General features: G+C 68.8%; 15 protein-coding genes. 8 read left to right on the forward strand and 7 right to left on the reverse strand.

The window, feature by feature from the left end:
- The 3 genes from A5791_RS16085 to A5791_RS16095 form a co-directional block, all read right to left on the reverse strand.
- Positions 1–702, reverse strand: a 702-nt coding sequence (locus A5791_RS16085) for a VWA domain-containing protein (RefSeq protein WP_067238797.1), incomplete at its 3' end; no start/stop codon positions are given.
- Between the two features lie 126 nt (positions 703–828).
- Entirely contained in the window at positions 829–2,160 is a 1,332-nt protein-coding gene (locus A5791_RS16090; RefSeq protein WP_067238753.1) for a primosomal protein, read from the reverse strand.
- Positions 2,161–2,196: 36 nt separating this feature from the next.
- The gene (locus A5791_RS16095) at positions 2,197–3,048 is read right to left on the reverse strand and encodes an alkaline phosphatase family protein (RefSeq protein ID WP_067238756.1); all 852 of its coding nucleotides are present in this window, start codon (positions 3,046–3,048) and stop codon (positions 2,197–2,199) included.
- Positions 3,049–3,197: 149 nt separating this feature from the next.
- Between A5791_RS16095 and upp the strand changes: the two genes are divergently transcribed.
- Positions 3,198–3,821: a uracil phosphoribosyltransferase gene (gene upp / locus A5791_RS16100; RefSeq protein WP_067238760.1), complete on the forward strand. Its 624-nt coding sequence runs from the start codon at positions 3,198–3,200 to the stop codon at positions 3,819–3,821.
- Here upp and A5791_RS16105 read toward each other — a convergent pair.
- Positions 3,818–5,395 carry a phospho-sugar mutase gene (locus A5791_RS16105; RefSeq protein WP_067238764.1) on the reverse strand — a complete coding sequence of 526 codons (1,578 nt, stop codon included), beginning with the start codon at positions 5,393–5,395 and terminating at the stop codon, positions 3,818–3,820. The genes upp and A5791_RS16105 overlap by 4 nt on opposite strands.
- The gene (locus A5791_RS16110) at positions 5,392–6,198 is read right to left on the reverse strand and encodes a purine-nucleoside phosphorylase (protein WP_067238767.1); all 807 of its coding nucleotides are present in this window, start codon (positions 6,196–6,198) and stop codon (positions 5,392–5,394) included. The genes A5791_RS16105 and A5791_RS16110 overlap by 4 nt, the downstream gene beginning before the upstream one ends.
- 70 nt (positions 6,199–6,268) lie before the next feature.
- Between A5791_RS16110 and A5791_RS16115 the strand changes: the two genes are divergently transcribed.
- The 3 genes from A5791_RS16115 to A5791_RS16125 all read left to right on the forward strand — a co-directional run bounded on the left by A5791_RS16115 (position 6,269) and on the right by A5791_RS16125 (position 9,633).
- Complete coding sequence (locus tag A5791_RS16115) at positions 6,269–7,453, forward strand: M20 family metallopeptidase (RefSeq protein WP_067238770.1); 1,185 nt, start codon at positions 6,269–6,271, stop codon at positions 7,451–7,453.
- A complete protein-coding gene (locus A5791_RS16120; RefSeq protein ID WP_067238774.1) occupies positions 7,450–8,619 on the forward strand; it encodes a M20 family metallopeptidase in 1,170 nt (389 codons plus the stop codon). The genes A5791_RS16115 and A5791_RS16120 overlap by 4 nt, the downstream gene beginning before the upstream one ends.
- Positions 8,620–8,745: 126 nt before the next feature.
- On the forward strand, positions 8,746–9,633 hold the full coding sequence (locus A5791_RS16125; protein ID WP_082966962.1) for a hypothetical protein: 888 nt from the start codon (positions 8,746–8,748) through the stop codon (positions 9,631–9,633).
- A gap of 71 nt (positions 9,634–9,704) precedes the next feature.
- Here the strand turns inward: A5791_RS16125 and A5791_RS16130 are convergent, their stop codons facing one another.
- Complete coding sequence (locus tag A5791_RS16130) at positions 9,705–10,181, reverse strand: gamma-glutamylcyclotransferase (protein ID WP_067238778.1); 477 nt, start codon at positions 10,179–10,181, stop codon at positions 9,705–9,707.
- Between the two features lie 60 nt (positions 10,182–10,241).
- On the opposite strand from A5791_RS16130, the gene A5791_RS16135 reads away from it, so the two are divergent.
- From A5791_RS16135 to A5791_RS16145, 3 genes are all read left to right on the forward strand, one after another.
- Positions 10,242–11,660: an NAD(P)H-quinone dehydrogenase gene (locus A5791_RS16135; RefSeq protein ID WP_067238781.1), complete on the forward strand. Its 1,419-nt coding sequence runs from the start codon at positions 10,242–10,244 to the stop codon at positions 11,658–11,660.
- A gap of 66 nt (positions 11,661–11,726) precedes the next feature.
- Positions 11,727–13,451 (forward strand): glycerol-3-phosphate dehydrogenase/oxidase, encoded by a 1,725-nt coding sequence (locus A5791_RS16140; RefSeq protein WP_067238785.1) that lies wholly within the window; start codon positions 11,727–11,729, stop codon positions 13,449–13,451.
- Positions 13,452–13,458: 7 nt separating this feature from the next.
- Positions 13,459–14,322 carry a pseudouridine synthase gene (locus A5791_RS16145; RefSeq protein ID WP_067238790.1) on the forward strand — a complete coding sequence of 288 codons (864 nt, stop codon included), beginning with the start codon at positions 13,459–13,461 and terminating at the stop codon, positions 14,320–14,322.
- Here the strand turns inward: A5791_RS16145 and A5791_RS16150 are convergent.
- Positions 14,313–14,636 (reverse strand): DUF732 domain-containing protein, encoded by a 324-nt coding sequence (locus A5791_RS16150; protein ID WP_067238794.1) that lies wholly within the window; start codon positions 14,634–14,636, stop codon positions 14,313–14,315. The genes A5791_RS16145 and A5791_RS16150 overlap by 10 nt on opposite strands.
- A 204-nt stretch (positions 14,637–14,840) precedes the next feature.
- Between A5791_RS16150 and A5791_RS16155 the strand changes: the two genes are divergently transcribed.
- The coding region (locus A5791_RS16155; RefSeq protein ID WP_156661366.1) for a phosphate ABC transporter substrate-binding protein PstS at positions 14,841–15,445 on the forward strand (605 nt) is incomplete at its 3' end.

The raw sequence follows: 15,445 nt of genomic DNA on the forward strand, positions 1-15,445 counted from the left end.
GATCGTCGAGACCGGCACCCCGTGATCCTTGGCCAACCGAGCCGCCGTATAGGCACCGTCATGCGGATCGTTGGGGTTCTGCGGCTTGTTCGCGCCGCCGTCGGAAAGCAGCACGATGCGGGCAGGCGGCGGTTTGTCGCCGCCGGTCACGGCTGACGCTTCGATCGCGTGCAGGGCGGTGAAGATCGCCTCGCCGGTGGCCGTGCCGTCGCCGAACTGCAGTTTCGGCAGGGCGTCGACGGTCGCCTGGTGGTGCGGAGTCGGGGGTACCAGCAGGTACGGTGTGCGCGCGAAACCGACCAGTCCGAGGTTGATGCCCGGCGTCAGCTGGTTGGCGAACCTCTTTGCGGCCTCCTCGGCCGCCTTGAGGCGGTTGGGCTCGACGTCGTTTGCCCGCATGGAATTGGAGTTGTCGATCACCAGCATGACGACGGCGCGGTTGCGGGGGATCCGCATGTCATGGGTGGGCGTCGCCAGCGCGATGGTCAGCAGGACCAGGCAGAACAGTGCCAGAGCGATCGGAAGGTGCCGCCACAACGACTGCGGCACATGCTCTTCGGTGTATCGGTGCAGCCGTTTGCGGCGTTGAGCCTGAACCATGACGTAGGCGACGAGCAGCGCCAGCGGGATCAGCCCGAACAGGAGCATGGCCGGTCGCTGGAACTCGGACAGCGGGAGAGGGCCGATGCCGGGAAGCGTCACTTTGCTCACCTCCGGCTCGGCCGCCCCTTTGTCTGCCGGCGGGCACTTGCCGCCAGTAAAGAGGAAGGTTGATTGTCCGTCAAACGGGCTTGGCGGGCCCGGTCAGGCACTGTGCGCGCCGCGACGCTATTCGCGCCGGAGCCGTGACTCCACGAACTGCTCCAGCTTTTCCCATTCCCGGACCGCAGCAGAATACGGGCCCGCGGGTTTGCTGACGGAATCGGGCTCTAGGACGTAGGACACCAGCTTGCCCAGCGGCCGGCCGGTTGCCAGCGCCTTTTCCACCGTGCTCTCCTCGGAGTAGTCGCCGATGTCGCGGAGCAACTCCACCGCCAGGTCCAGCTGATCGCGGTCGACTGCGTCCGGGCCGTCGGCAAAGTCGTCCGCCAGCCCGCTCAGCACGTAGACGTTGTCGTCGGTGATGTCGACTGCCAGCGAACCGTCGGTAGCGGCGGTGCGAATGTCGTCGTAGGTACTCAGATCGGACAGGTCGTGGTCGTGCTCGTCGGCGAGGTAACGGGCCAGCGCGCGCTCGGAGGTGAACACACTGATCCGGCCGTTGCGGCCCAGGAAGATGGGCCGCTCGTCCAAGTAGCAGCGCAGCGTGTAAAAAGTGCCGGCGCCCGTCATGATCCGGATCGGGTCGATGCCCACCTGTCCCCAGAAGTCTTCGTCGCTGCCCAGCACCACCGTGTCGCCGGCCGCGCGGACCTCCTCCTCGGCTTCGGTTTCGGTCTCGGCGGTCTCGGCGGTCTCGGCGGTCTCGGCAGTCTCGTCGGTGTCGTCGGTCGTCTCCTCTGCGGCCGCGGCGGCTTCAGCGTCCTCGGCCTCGGTGAGCTCCTCCTCTTCGGGCTCCTCGGGTTCCTCGGCCAGCTCGTCGGCGGCCTTTTCGGACGCCTTGGGATCCACCTCCGGCGTGCTGACGATCTCGTCGATGGCGCTCAGCACGTCGTCCCAGCTGCGGCCGATGATCTCGGCGATCGCATTCCAGCGCTTCTGGCCCGCCTTCCCGGTGAACTGCTCGACCCCGCCGGAAACGGTGCCCAGGGTGGGATTGCCGTTGAAGAACTTGGACACGGCCGGCAACTCACACACCGATCCGATGGACGACACGATCGCCAGCGTGGCGGCCAGCGAGCTCACCGACTCCTCGGTGGGCTTCTCCGCCACCAGCTCCTCGACGGCGACCAGGTCGAACTCCCGGTCTTCGGTCGGTTCGAACTTATGCGCGTGGGCTGTGGTCAGGAGCTTCCACGCGGGGTGGTCGACGAGATCGTTGTCGGAATCGGTACGCACGAATGCGACCAGGTCCGCGACGGTCTCGAAGGCGTATAGATCCTCATCCTTGCCCAGGAACGCCTCCCACTCGTCGCCGGCATCGCGCCAGCGGGGTGCCCACACGGTGTAACGATCACCGTCGGACAGGCTCAGGCGGATGGGCACGAGAGCAGCAACCATGCGGCACAGAATAGCGACGGCGTGGTTCGGTGCCGGTTACCCGGTCCAGATGGTGGCGATGACGGGCGCATTCGCCGCCTTGCCCGTCTTGGGCAATCCGTACATCTGCTGCAGCGTGGCCAGCACGTTGTAGTGGTTGATCTGCTCCGTGTAGCTGCCCGGCTGCACGTGCGCGCCGTAGATGACGGTCGGGATCTGGTTGCGACTGCCGCCGTCGTCCTCGTCCCACGTCAGGATCAGCAGGCTGTTGTTGGCCTTGGCCCAATTGGCGTAGCCGGACAGCTGTCGGCCCAGCCAGGCGTCGCCCTGGGTGACCGAGCCGTCGTGCATGTTGTTGTCGTTGTTGGGAATGACGAACGACACGGTGGGCAGACTCGAGTAATTTCCCGGCGGCGGAAAAGCCGAGAACGGCAGCGAGTTGGCCGGCGGTATGTTGCTGAAGTTGGCCCACGGCACGTGCTTGCGCGCATACTTGCCCGCACTGCAGACGGGCGACCCGGCCGCCGGGAGGTCTTCGGCGTAGCCGGCGAATGTGTAACCGGCAGCGAGCAATTCGGAGCCGAGGTTGGGCAGGGTGCCGCCGTTGACCGGGCAGGTGTTCTTGGTCAGCCCGAATGTGTCGCCCGCGAACAACGCCAGATAGTTGGGTTGGCTCGGATGTGTCTCGGCGAAGGATTGGGTCATCATTGCGCCGCCGGCCGCCAGCGCGTTGATGAACGGCGCCGACTTGTTGCCGACGATGCCGGCGTGAGAGCGGTTCTCTTCCACCACGATCACCACGTGTGCGGGCGTCGGAAGAGTGGCCGCTGTCAGCCCCACCCGAGGAGGCCAGGAGACCGCCAGCACCGCTACCGCCGCCACCGCACAGAACAGCCGCAGGGCTCGCATCCGCGGAGTATATGGGCGGATTCGGGCTGTTCAGCCGACCCACGCGAGCGTTTCAGCGCAGCTATGTCGAATCGTTACCTGGGCTGGATGATGGCGACCCGCAGCGCCCGGCTTCGCCGCGCTTGCGATCGCCATTAAGGTCGACATCCGTGGATGTCAGCGTCGTGGACCACCCGCTGGTCGCCGCGCGGCTGACCGCGCTGCGCGACGAACGCACCGACAACGCCGCGTTTCGGTCCGCGTTGCGGGAGCTGACGCTGATGCTGGTTTACGAGGCGACCCGCGATGCGCCCAGCCTGCCGGTGCCGATACGCACGCCGCTGACGGAGACGGTGGGCTCGCGGCTGGCGAATCCGCCACTGCTGGTGCCCGTGCTGCGAGCCGGGCTGGGCATGGTCTACGAGGCGCACGCCGCCTTGCCGGAGGCCAGGGTGGGGTTCGTCGGTGTGGCCCGCGACGAGGAAACCCACCAGCCGGTGCCGTATCTGGAGTCGCTGCCCGACGACCTGTCGGAGCTGCCGGTGATGGTCCTGGACCCGATGCTGGCCACCGGCGGATCGATGACGCACACCATCGGCCTGCTGCAACGCCGCGGCGCGACGGACATCACCGTGCTCTGTGTGGTGGCAGCGCCGGAAGGCCTTGCGGCCCTTGAGAAGATCGCTCCGAACGTACGGGTGTTCACCGCGGCCGTCGACGACGGTCTCAACGAGATCGCCTATATAGTGCCGGGTCTCGGCGATGCCGGTGACCGCCAGTTCGGGCCGCGCTAGCCGCTCACTGCGGAGACGAGCTCGTCGAGCACTGCTCGCGCGTGCTCCCGCGCGGGACCCAGGTCGTCGGTCGCCGCGCAGCGAACCTCCAAGTAGCACTTCAGCTTTGGCTCGGTTCCCGACGGCCGCACCACCACTCTGGACGACGTGTCGTCGTCGCTGCCGGTGAAGACCAGCGCATCGGCGACGTCGGTGGTGATGAACCCGGCCAGCGGGCCGGGCGGGGCCGTCCGCAGGCGCTGCATCAACGCGGCGGCGTCGTCCGCTCCGGTTTTCGGCGGCGCGACCGCCCACGACACCGCCGCGACCTCGTGGACACCGTGGCGCCGGGCAAGCTGGTCGAGCTGGTCGGGCACCGAACGGCCCTCGGCATGCAGCGCGGCCACCAGGTCGCACACCAACACCGCGGCGCTGATGCCGTCCTTGTCGCGCACCGCGGCGGGGTCGACGCAGTGCCCGATCGCTTCTTCGTACGCGTACACCAGCGTCCCCGCTTGGTTTGCGTCGGCGCGTGCCAGCCACTTGAAGCCGGTAGGGGTTTCGACGTGCTTGGCGCCGTACTGCCGGGCAATCGCGGCGAGCATCCGCGACGACACCACCGTGCTGGCCACGACAGGCACCTCCGGAGAATTCTTGAGTATGTAATCGCCCAGGAGCCAACCGGTTTCGTCGCCGGAGAGCATCCGCCAACCGTCGGGCGTGGGAATCCCCACCGCACACCGGTCAACGTCGGGGTCCAGGGCGATCGCGACGTCGGCCCCGACATCGGCGGCCAGGCCCAGCAATGCGTCGGTGGCCCCGGGCTCCTCGGGATTGGGAAACGCGACGGTGGGAAAGTCGGGGTCCGGCGCGAACTGCGAGGCGACGGTGTGCACGTCGTCGAAGCCGGCCCGCCGCAGGGTCTCGACGGCCACCGCGCCGCCCACGCCGTGCAGCGGCGTCAGGGCCACGCGGATCGAACCGACGGTGCGCCGCACGGCAGACGCGCGCTCGATGTACCGGTCGACCAGATCGGTATACGCGGGCTTGACGTGCCTGCGGGCGATCTGGTCGGCCGGAGGAGCAGCGGACATGGCGGCTTCGATCTGACGGTCGGTCGGAGAGATGATTTGGAGGCCGCCGTCGAAGTACACCTTGTAGCCGTTGTCGGCCGGCGGGTTGTGCGACGCGGTGATCTGTATCCCTGCGGCGGCACCGGCCTGGCGGACCGCGAACGCGACCACTGGTGTGGGTACCGGTTCGGGTAGTTGCAGCACCGAAAACCCTTCAGCGGCAAGGACTTCGGCCGTAGCAGCGCTGAACGCCGCTGACCCGTGCCGGGCGTCGCGGCCGACGATCACCCGCGCACCGGCCGACCCGCGGCCGGTGAGTACCTGGGCCACTGCCCAGGTGGCCCGCAGCACCACCGCGAGGTTCATCGCGTCCGGTCCGCCGCGCACCGGTCCGCGCAAACCCGCGGTGCCGAAGGTCAGGGGCCGGGCGAATCGCGCCGCCAGTTCGTCGGGCGCGCAGGCGGCGAGTTCGGCGGCCGTCGTCGGGTCGGGGTCGTGCGCGATCCAATCCTCCGGTGTCACAGCGGAATTGCGGCTATGACGTCAGCAAGCAGGGAGCCGATCCGGGTTGCCGACGCCGCGCCGGCCGCGAGCACATCCACATGGCTGATCGGCTCGTCGGTGATCCCGGCCGCCGGGTTGGTCACCAGGGAAACCCCCAGCACCTCGGCGCCGGCTGCGCGGGCTGCGATGGTCTCGTGCACTGTCGACATGCCCACCAGGTCGGCACCCAGCGTCCGCAGCATGCGGATTTCGGCGGGCGTCTCAAAGTGCGGGCCGGGCAGGCCGGCGTAGACGCCTTCGGCCAGGCTCGGGTCGGCGTCGCGGGCAAGCCGGCGCAGCCGCGGGGCATAGGCATCGGTCAGGTCGACGAAGTGAGCGCCGACCAGGGGCGAACGCGCGGTCAGGTTCAGGTGGTCGCTGATCAGCACCGGCTGACCGACTTGGAAGTCCGGTCGCAGTCCGCCGGCCGCGTTGGTGAGAATGACGATGCGCGCGCCCGCCGCGCAGGCCGCCCGCACCGGGCGTACCACGTGGCGCAGGTCGTGGCCCTCGTAGGCGTGCACGCGACCGGCCAGCACCAGAACCCGGTGTTCGCCGATACGCATCGACAGCATCTCGCCGCGATGCCCGACCGCACTCGGCGGGGTGAAGCCCGGTAGCTCGGCCATCGGTAGCACCGCGACCGGCGAGCCCAGCGCGCCGACGGCCGGCGCCCAGCCGGATCCGAGCACGATCGCGACGTCGTGCACAGCGGTCCCGGTCCGCTCGGCGATGGCGTGGGCCGCCCGCGCGGCCAGTTCGTCGGGCGCAGGGTCGGTCACACTGCGGGAGCTTAGCCCGTGTAAGGACCGGCGGCGGCGCGTTGCTGCTCGTCAGTGAGATACTGCCAGCATGCCCGCAGCCAGCGCCCTAGACAGCGTCGAGGATGTGGTGCGGCGTCGTGGCGCCGATCTTGTCGAGTTGTCCCACTCGATTCACGCCGAGCCGGAACTGGCGTTCGACGAGCACCGCAGCTGCGCCAAAGCGCAGGCCCTGGTTGCCGAGCGTGGCTTCGAAATCACCTCTCCCACTGCCGGTTTGGACACCGCCTTCCGCGCCGACTTCGGCAGCGGGGCGTTGGTTGTCGGGGTGTGCGCCGAGTACGACGCGCTGCCGGGAATAGGACATGCCTGCGGCCACAACATCATCGCGGCCTCGGCGGTGGGCACGGCGCTCGCACTGGCCGAGGTGGCCGACGACCTGGGCCTGCGGGTGGCTTTGCTGGGCACACCCGCCGAGGAGTCCGGCGGCGGTAAGGCCCTGATGCTGCAGGCCGGGGCGTTCGACGACGTCGCGGTGGCGGTGATGGTGCATCCCGGGCCCGCCGACATCGCCGGGGCCCGCTCGCTGGCGTTGTCCGAGGTCACCGTCGAATACCGGGGCAAAGAATCCCATGCCGCCGTCGCGCCGCATCTCGGGGTCAACGCCGCCGACGCCGTCACGGTCGCGCAGGTGGCCATCGGGGTGCTGCGTCAGCAGATGGCGCCCGGACAACTCGTGCACGGCATCGTCACCGAAGGCGGTCAGGCGGTCAACGTCATCCCCGGCCGCGCGAGCCTGAAATATGCCATGCGGGCGATCGAATCGGATTCGCTGCGGGAACTGGAAGGCAGGATGTTCGCCTGCTTCGCCGCGGGAGCGCTGGCGGCGGGCTGCGAGTACGAAATCGGCACTCCCGCACCGGCATACGCGGAGCTCAGGCCCGACCAATGGCTGGCCGACGTGTTCCGGGAGGAGATGCGCAGGCTCGGGCGCGAACCGGTGGCGCCAGACATCGAGGCCAATCTGCCGATGGGCAGCACCGACATGGGCAACGTCACGCACGTACTGCCGGGGATCCATCCGGTGATCGGCGTCGACGCCGGCGGTGCCACGGTTCACCAGCGCGCCTTCGCCGACGCGGCCGCCGGTCCCAGCGCCGACCGCGCGGTCCTCGAGGGAGCGATCATGCTGGCGCGTACCGTCGTCCAGCTCGCCCAGACTCCTGCGCAACGGGACCGGGTCCTGGCGGCCCAGCAGCGGCGGGCCGCACCATGAGCCTCGTCGACACCGCCGAATCATGGCTGGCGGCAAACTACGACAACCTGATCGCCTGGCGGCGGCACATCCACCGGTATCCGGAGCTGGGCCGCCAGGAGTTCGCGACCACGCAATTCGTCGCCGAACGGTTGGCGGACGCGGGGCTCAACCCCAAGGTGCTGCCCGGCGGCACGGGGTTGACCTGCGACTTCGGCCCCGAGCATCAGCCGCGGATCGCCCTGCGCGCCGACATGGACGCCCTGCCCATGGCCGAGCGGACGGGTGCCCCCTATGCCTCGACCATGCCCAACGTCGCGCACGCCTGCGGTCATGATGCGCACACCGCCATCCTGCTGGGCACCGCGCTGGCATTGTCGTCGCTGCCCGAGCTGCCGGTGGGGGTGCGGCTGATCTTCCAGGCCGCCGAAGAGCTGATGCCCGGAGGCGCCATCGACGCGATCGCCGCCGGGGCGATAAGCGGGGTGTCGCGGATCTTCGCCCTGCACTGCGATCCCCGGCTCGAGGTGGGCAAGGTCGCCGTCAGACAGGGACCCATCACCTCGGCGGCCGACCAGATCGAGATCAAGCTGTATTCGCCGGGCGGGCACACCTCCCGTCCGCACCTGACCGCCGACCTGGTCTATGCGCTGGGCACGCTGATCACCGGCCTGCCCGGAGTGCTGTCGCGGCGCATCGACCCGCGCAACAGCACCGTGCTGGTGTGGGGCGCGGTCAACGCCGGCGTGGCGCCCAACGCCATTCCGCAAACCGGCGTGCTGGCCGGCACCGTTCGCACCGCCAGCCGGCAGACGTGGGTGGCGCTCGAGGACATGATCGGTCAGGCGGTGACGGGCCTGCTTGCGCCGCTGGAGATCGAGCACACCCTGGAATACCGCCGCGGAGTGCCACCGGTGGTCAACGAGGACATCTCGACGCGCATCCTCACCCACGCGATCGAAGCCGTCGGACCCGATGTGCTGGCGGACACCCGCCAGTCCGGCGGCGGCGAGGACTTCTCCTGGTACTTGGAGGAGATTCCGGGGGCGATGGCGAGATTGGGTGTGTGGTCCGGGGAAGGCCCGCAGTTGGATCTGCACCAGCCGACGTTCGACCTCGACGAGCGGGCGCTGGGGATCGGCCTACGGGTGCTGGTCAACATCGTCGATCAGGCGGCGGCTTTCTAGCTGCTGGCCTACTACTCCCGCGAGCGTGCGTGTCTGTACCGGACACGCCGCCTTCGGTCGGCATTCTGCGCACGCTCGGCAGGGGGTGAATTGTGGGCGTGCCGCGGTGCGCCGACGATACCGGGCGTGAATGCGGAGCTCGGCCGATTGCTCACGATGCAAGGCGGCGTGGTTACCTCCGCTCAGGCGTTGACCCACCTCACCCGCCGCGGCCTGGAGATGAACTTGAAATGCGGTGTGCTGCAAAAGGTTTGGTACGGCATTTACGGCCGCGGTGAAATCACTGACGCGATGCGGCTGCGCGGCCTGGATTTGGCGACAGGCACGACGATCGCCGTCTGTTTAAGCACTGCAGCGGCCGCGTACGGCTTCGACACCGAAGAGGATACCGACCTGCATGTGCTGAACCCGGGTGGCCAACAGTTGCGACCGACCCGCGGTCTGGTGGTACATCGCCGTGCGGGCGCGCCGCTGGCCATCGTCGCCGGGCGGCCGGCCACCGTGCCCGCGTGGACGGCTATCGAGGTGGCGCGCAGCCTGTGCAGGCCAAGAGCCCTGGCCACGTTGGACGGCGCGTTGCGCAGCGGCACCTGCGACCGCGACGAGCTGCGGAGCATGCTCAGGCGGCATTCCGGGCGGCGCGGCGTCGTCGCGGCTCGGGAGCTGCTTGAGCACGCCTCCCCGCTGGCCCAGTCGCCGATGGAGAGCGAGGCACGGCTGGTCATGCTCGACGGCGGCTTGCCGCCGCCGGTGTTGCAGCACGAGATCGTCGACCTCAGCGGCCGAACCTGGCGACTCGACTTCGCCTGGCCGGAATACCGGGTCGCCGCCGAGTACGACGGCCTCGACTGGCACAGCGGTCGGGACGCATTTCGCCGCGACCGGCGACGCGCGGGCGCATTACAGGACCTGCGTTGGGTGGTGGTGCCCATCATCGCCGAGGACGTCAGGCATAGGCCGGCAGAACTCGTCGCCCGCATCGCACGGCGTCTCGAGCACGCCCGTGCCGCGTGAGCGTGCGCAGAATGCCAGCCGGACGCGGCGAGTCGTGTACAAACACGCACGCTCGCGGCCAGGCAGGCCAACTAGGTGGTGCCCGGGCCGATGTTGCGGGCGGGGCGGGTACGCAGATCGTGCACGTAATCGGCTGGCGCACCGGCAATCTCGGCCGCGTCCGCCATCACCCCTAGATAGCGCGCCGACGGCAGCCCGCCCTCCCAGGCGTCCAGCACGTACAGCCAGGCGAGGACGGGGTCGGTGGTGGTGTCCGACGACAAGCGCTCGACCCGGCAGCGGATCTTCTTGTGCACGCCGAACTCGGAGCCCTCCCACCGGTCGAGGTTCTTCTCGTCGGCGGATGTCATGTCGTAGAGCACCACGAACACCCGCGAATCCGGGTCTTCGACGACGGTGGCCAGCGCCCCTTCCCAGCCGATGTCCTCGCCGCCGAACGTCAGCCGCCATCCCGGCAACCAGCCCGTTCCGGCCATCGGCGAGTGGGGTGCGCGCTGTTGCATCTGCTCGGGATGCATGTTCGACCCGTACGCGGCGTAGAGCGGCACGGGGAAAGCTTAAACGGGACCGGCTCGCGTGGCTGCATGGTCGCGATTAGGTTATGGCCTGTGGTGACCCGGATCGTGATCATCGGCGGAGGGCCGGCCGGCTACGAGGCTGCGCTGGTCGCGGCCACCTCGCATCCGGACACGGCCCGAGTCACCGTGATTGACAGCGAAGGCATCGGCGGGGCGGCCGTCCTGGACGACTGTGTGCCGTCCAAGACGTTCATCGCGTCCACCGGTCTGCGCACCGAGCTGCGCCGTGCGCCGCGACTGGGGTTCGAGATCGACTACGAGGACGCCAAGATCTCGTTGCCGCAAATCCACTCCCGGGTCAAGACGCTGGCCGCCGAGCAGTCTTCCGACATCACCGCCCAGCTGCGCAGCGTGGGCGTCGAAGTGATCGCCGGCCGTGGCGAGCTGATCGACCCCGCGCCCGGCCTGGCCTGCCACCGCATCAGGGCCACCCATTCCGATTCGGGGTCCACCAGCGACCACGACGCCGATGTGGTGCTGATCGCCACCGGGGCCAGCCCCCGGATCCTGCCGTCGGCCCAGCCGGACGGCGAGCGGATCCTGACCTGGCGTCAGCTCTACGACCTGCAGGAGTTGCCCGAGCACCTCGTCGTGGTGGGTTCCGGGGTCACCGGCGCCGAGTTCGTCCACGCCTACACCGAGCTCGGCGTGCAGGTGTCGGTGGCCGCCAGCCGCGACCGGGTGCTGCCCTACGAGGACGCCGACGCCGCGGCGGTCCTCGAAGAGTCGTTCGCCGAACGCGGCGTCCAGCTGTTCAAGCACGCCCGCGCCGAATCGGTCACCCGCACCGACGCCGGGGTGCTGGTCACCATGACGGACGGCCGCACCGTCGAGGGCAGCCACGCGCTGATGACCATCGGGTCGGTGCCCAACACCAGCGGACTGGGCCTGGAACGGGTCGGCATCGAACTCGGCAAAGGCGACTACCTGGCCGTGGACCGGGTTTCGCGCACATCGGTGCCCGGGATCTATGCCGCCGGCGACTGCACCGGGCTGCTGCTGTTGGCGTCCGTCGCCGCCATGCAGGGCCGCATCGCGATGTATCACGCGCTGGGCGAAGGCGTGAGCCCGATCCGGCTGCGCACGGTGGCCGCGACGGTGTTCACCAGACCTGAGATCGCCGCGGTGGGCATACCGCAATCGGCGATCGACGACGGCTCGTTCAGCGCCCGGACCATCATGCTGCCGTTGCGGACCAACGCGCGGGCCAAGATGTCCGGGATCCGGCAGGGCTTCGTCAAGATCTTCTGCCGCAAGTCCACCGGCGTCGTGATCGGCGGCGTGGTGGTGGCCCCGATCGCCTCAGAGCTGATCCTGCCGATCGCCGTAGCCGTGACCAACCGCATCACCGTCAACGAACTGGCCCAGACGCTGGCCGTTTACCCGTCGCTGTCGGGTTCGATCACCGAGGCCGCCCGCCGGTTGATGGCCCACGATGACCTTGACTGACATCGACTGAATTCCCCGTAGTCTGGCTACAGCCTACCGACGAGTAACTGACGGGAGTTTCGGCGAATGACCAGCCCGATCCATGAACTGGGACCGCAGCAACGCGCCGTGGCCTGGGAGCGACTCGGCGCCGAGCAGTTCGACGTGGTGGTCATCGGCGGCGGCGTGGTGGGTTCCGGGTGCGCGCTGGACGCCGCCACCCGCGGGCTCAAGGTGGCGATGGTCGAGGCGCGTGATTTCGCCTCCGGCACGTCGAGCCGCTCGTCGAAGATGTTCCACGGCGGGTTGCGCTACCTCGAGCAACTGGAGTTCGGGCTGGTGCGCGAGGCGCTCCATGAGCGTGAGCTGTCGCTGACGAAACTGGCGCCGCATCTGGTCAAGCCGTTGCCGTTCCTGTTCCCGCTGACCAAACGGATGTGGGAGCGCCCGTACGTCGCCGCCGGCATCTTCCTCTACGACACTCTCGGCGGCGCGAAATCGGTTCCGGCGCAAAAGCATTTGACCCGCGCCGGCGCGCTGCGACTGAGCCCGGGCCTCAAGCGCAGCGCCTTGATCGGCGGCATTCGCTACTACGACACCGTCGTCGACGACGCCCGGCACACCATGACCGTCGCGCGCACCGCCGCGCACTACGGCGCGGTGGTGCGGTCCTCCACCCAGGTGGTCGCGTTGCTGCGCGAGGGCGACCGGGTCACCGGCGTGCGGGTTCGCGACTCCGAGGACGGCTCGGTCACCGAGGTCCGCGGGCACGTCGTGGTCAACGCCACCGGGGTGTGGACCGACGAAATCCAGGCGTTGTCCAAGCAGCGTGGCCGATTCCAGGTACGCGCGTCCAAGGGCGTGCACGTGGTGGTGCCGCGGGACCGGATCGTCAGTGACGTCGCGATGATACTGCGCACCGAGAAGTCGGTGATGTTCATCATTCCCTGGGGCACCCACTGGATCATCGGGACCACCGACACGGACTGGGACCTCGACCTGGCCCACCCGGCGGCCACCAAGGCCGACATCGACTACATCCTGAGCACCGTGAACACCGTGCTGGCCACGCCGTTGACCCACGCCGACATCGACGGCGTGTACGCCGGGCTGCGCCCACTGCTGGCCGGGGAGAGCGACGAGACCTCCAAGCTGTCCCGGGAACACGCCGTGGCGGTGCCCGCGGCCGGGCTGATCGCCATCGCCGGCGGCAAGTACACCACCTATCGGGTGATGGCCGCCGATGCGATCGACGCGGCGGTGCAGTTCATCCCGGCCCGGGTGGCGCCGACGATCACCGAAAAGGTCAGCCTGCTGGGCGCCGACGGCTACTTCGCGCTGATCAACCAGGTGGAACACGTCGGCGAACGGGTAGGACTGCATCCCTATCGGGTGCGCCACCTGCTGGACCGCTACGGCTCCCTGATCGACGACGTGCTGGGCATGGCGGCGGACCGCCCCGAGCTGCTCGGCCCGATCAAAGAGGCGCCGGGATACCTCAAGGTGGAAGCGGTGTACGCCGCCGCCGCCGAAGGCGCGCTGCATCTCGAGGACATCCTGGCGCGCCGGATGCGCATCTCCATCGAATACTCGCACCGCGGCGTCGACTGCGCTCGCGAGGTGGCCGAGCTGGTCGCTCCGGTGCTGGGATGGACCGCGGAGGACGTCAACCGCGAGGTCGCCAACTACACCGCGCGGGTGGAGGCCGAGATCCTGTCCCAGGCTCAGCCCGACGACGTGTCGGCCGACGAATTGCGGGCCAGCGCACCGGAGGCGCGCGCCGAGATCCTCGAGCCGGTCCCGCTGAATTGAGACTGCCGTGAGACCCGCGCCGCTGCCGGTGCGCGACGGTTTGGGGCCCGCCCGGGTGCGGTTGCTCGGCGGACCGGTGCTGGACGAGCTGACCGCCCGGTTCGGCGCCCGGGCCGGCGCGAAAGTGCTTGCGGGAGAAGTCGTCGACGCCGACGGCGCGGTGGTCCACGCGACGACGGTGCTGCCGGCCGGCTCCAGCGTCTACCTCTACCGCGACTTGCCGGTTGAGGTGCCCGTGCCGTTCGAGATGCCGGTGCTGTATCAGGACGCGGACATCGTGGTCGTCGACAAGCCACATTTTCTGGCCACCATGCCCCGGGGCCGTCACGTCGCGCAGACCGCGCTGGTGCGGCTACGCCGGGAACTCCGGTTGCCCGAGCTGAGCCCGGCCCACCGGCTCGACCGGCTGACCGCCGGCGTGCTGCTGTTCACCACCCGGCGCGAGTTGCGCGGCGCCTATCAAACGTTGTTCGCCCGCGGTCTGGTGCGCAAGACCTACCTGGCGCGGGCGGCGGTCGACCCGGCGCTGGTGTTTCCGCGCGTGGTCCGCAACCGCATCGTCAAGCACCGCGGCCGGCTGCAGGCGGTCTGTGAACCGGGTGCGCCCAACGCCGAAACGCTGGTGGAGCTCGTGTCCCCGGACGGGCTCTACCGGCTGACGCCGCGCACCGGACGGACCCACCAGTTGCGTGTGCAGATGGCGTCACTGGGGCTACCGATCAGTGGTGATCCGTTGTACCCCAATGTGATTGACGTACCGGTCGACGACTTCAGCGCGCCGCTGCGGCTGCTGGCGCAGCGTGTCGAGTTCGACGATCCGCGCAGCGGGGCTCGCCGCGAGTTCGTCAGCGGCCGGCGACTCTACGAGTGATGCCTCGGGCAGTACGCCGCCACGCTCACGCCGACGAAGAAACCGGCACGGTAGCCGTCCAGGTTGCTGCTGTGCGTCACATCCGTCGCGACGTCGGACTTCTGCCTGCCCAGGTCGAGCTCGTCGCACACCTCGTGACCGGCGATGATCGCGGCCTGTGCGGACGCGAAGTTGATGCCCTTGGACTTCACCGCGTTCAGGAATGCGTCGTCGACCGCGTCGGCGTGCGCGGGAGCCGCTGACATCGCGAGGCTCAGCAGCGCGACCGTCACGGCCAGCACGGGTCTCGTCGAGCGCACCTGGCTGGTCGCCATTGCTGGCCGGAGCCTCCTCTGTCGCGGTTGATTATACGGGACGCGGCGATGTTGAGCGGGGCGTGTCGGGGCGGTATACCGGGGACAAACTATTGCGGAAATCCAGAATTCAGGTTGCCCAGCGATTGCCGGTCGCGACCGCGGAGGGTAAATCTTCTTACCGGGTCGCGAGACTGCCAGGAAGAGGACGGTCCGAGGATTCGATTGGTAATCAACCGATTTGGCGCCGCGCTGGGCATCCTGGCCACGAGTGCGGTGGTGTTGTCGGCATGCGGCGGTGCGAACAACGCCACGTCGCCCCTGGTGAGCTGTGGCGGCAAGCAGACTTTGAAGGCCAGCGGTTCCACGGCGCAGGACAACGCGATAGCCGGCTTTGTCGGCGCCTTCCGTCAAGCCTGCCCGGGCCGGACGGTCGATTACACGGCCAACGGTTCCGGCGCGGGGGTCAGCCAATTCCTCAGTGGCCAAACCGATTTCGGTGGCTCAGACTCGCCGCTGAGCAAGGACGAGTACACCAAGGCCGAACAGCGGTGCGCCTCGCCGGCGTGGAACCTGCCGGTCGTGTTCGGTCCCATCGCCGTCGCCTACAACGTCACCGGCCTGACGTCGTTGAGCCTCGACGGTCCGACGGCCGCCGAGATCTTCAACGGCGCCATCTCGCGCTGGAACGACCCGGCCATCCAGGCGCTGAACCCGGGGGTGGCGTTGCCCGCCAAGCCGATTCGTGTCGTGTTCCGCAGCGACCAGTCCGGAACATCCGACAACTTCCAGCGATATCTCGATACCGCTTCGAACGGCGCGTGGGGCAG

The sequence above is a fragment of the Mycobacterium sp. 852002-51163_SCH5372311 genome (assembly GCF_001667115.1).
GTDB lineage: Bacteria > Actinomycetota > Actinomycetes > Mycobacteriales > Mycobacteriaceae > Mycobacterium.

What these genes read in the sequence shown, in the direction of transcription:
- A5791_RS16090 (WP_067238753.1), bottom strand. Translation starts at nt 2,160, where the DNA reads ATGGTTGCTGCTCTCGTGCCCATCCGCCTGAGCCTGTCCGACGGTGAT.
- A5791_RS16095 (WP_067238756.1), bottom strand. Translation starts at nt 3,048, where the DNA reads ATGCGAGCCCTGCGGCTGTTCTGTGCGGTGGCGGCGGTAGCGGTGCTG.
- A5791_RS16115 (WP_067238770.1), top strand. Translation starts at nt 6,269, where the DNA reads ATGCCCGCAGCCAGCGCCCTAGACAGCGTCGAGGATGTGGTGCGGCGT.
- A5791_RS16120 (WP_067238774.1), top strand. Translation starts at nt 7,450, where the DNA reads ATGAGCCTCGTCGACACCGCCGAATCATGGCTGGCGGCAAACTACGAC.
- A5791_RS16140 (WP_067238785.1), top strand. Translation starts at nt 11,727, where the DNA reads ATGACCAGCCCGATCCATGAACTGGGACCGCAGCAACGCGCCGTGGCC.
- A5791_RS16150 (WP_067238794.1), bottom strand. Translation starts at nt 14,636, where the DNA reads ATGGCGACCAGCCAGGTGCGCTCGACGAGACCCGTGCTGGCCGTGACG.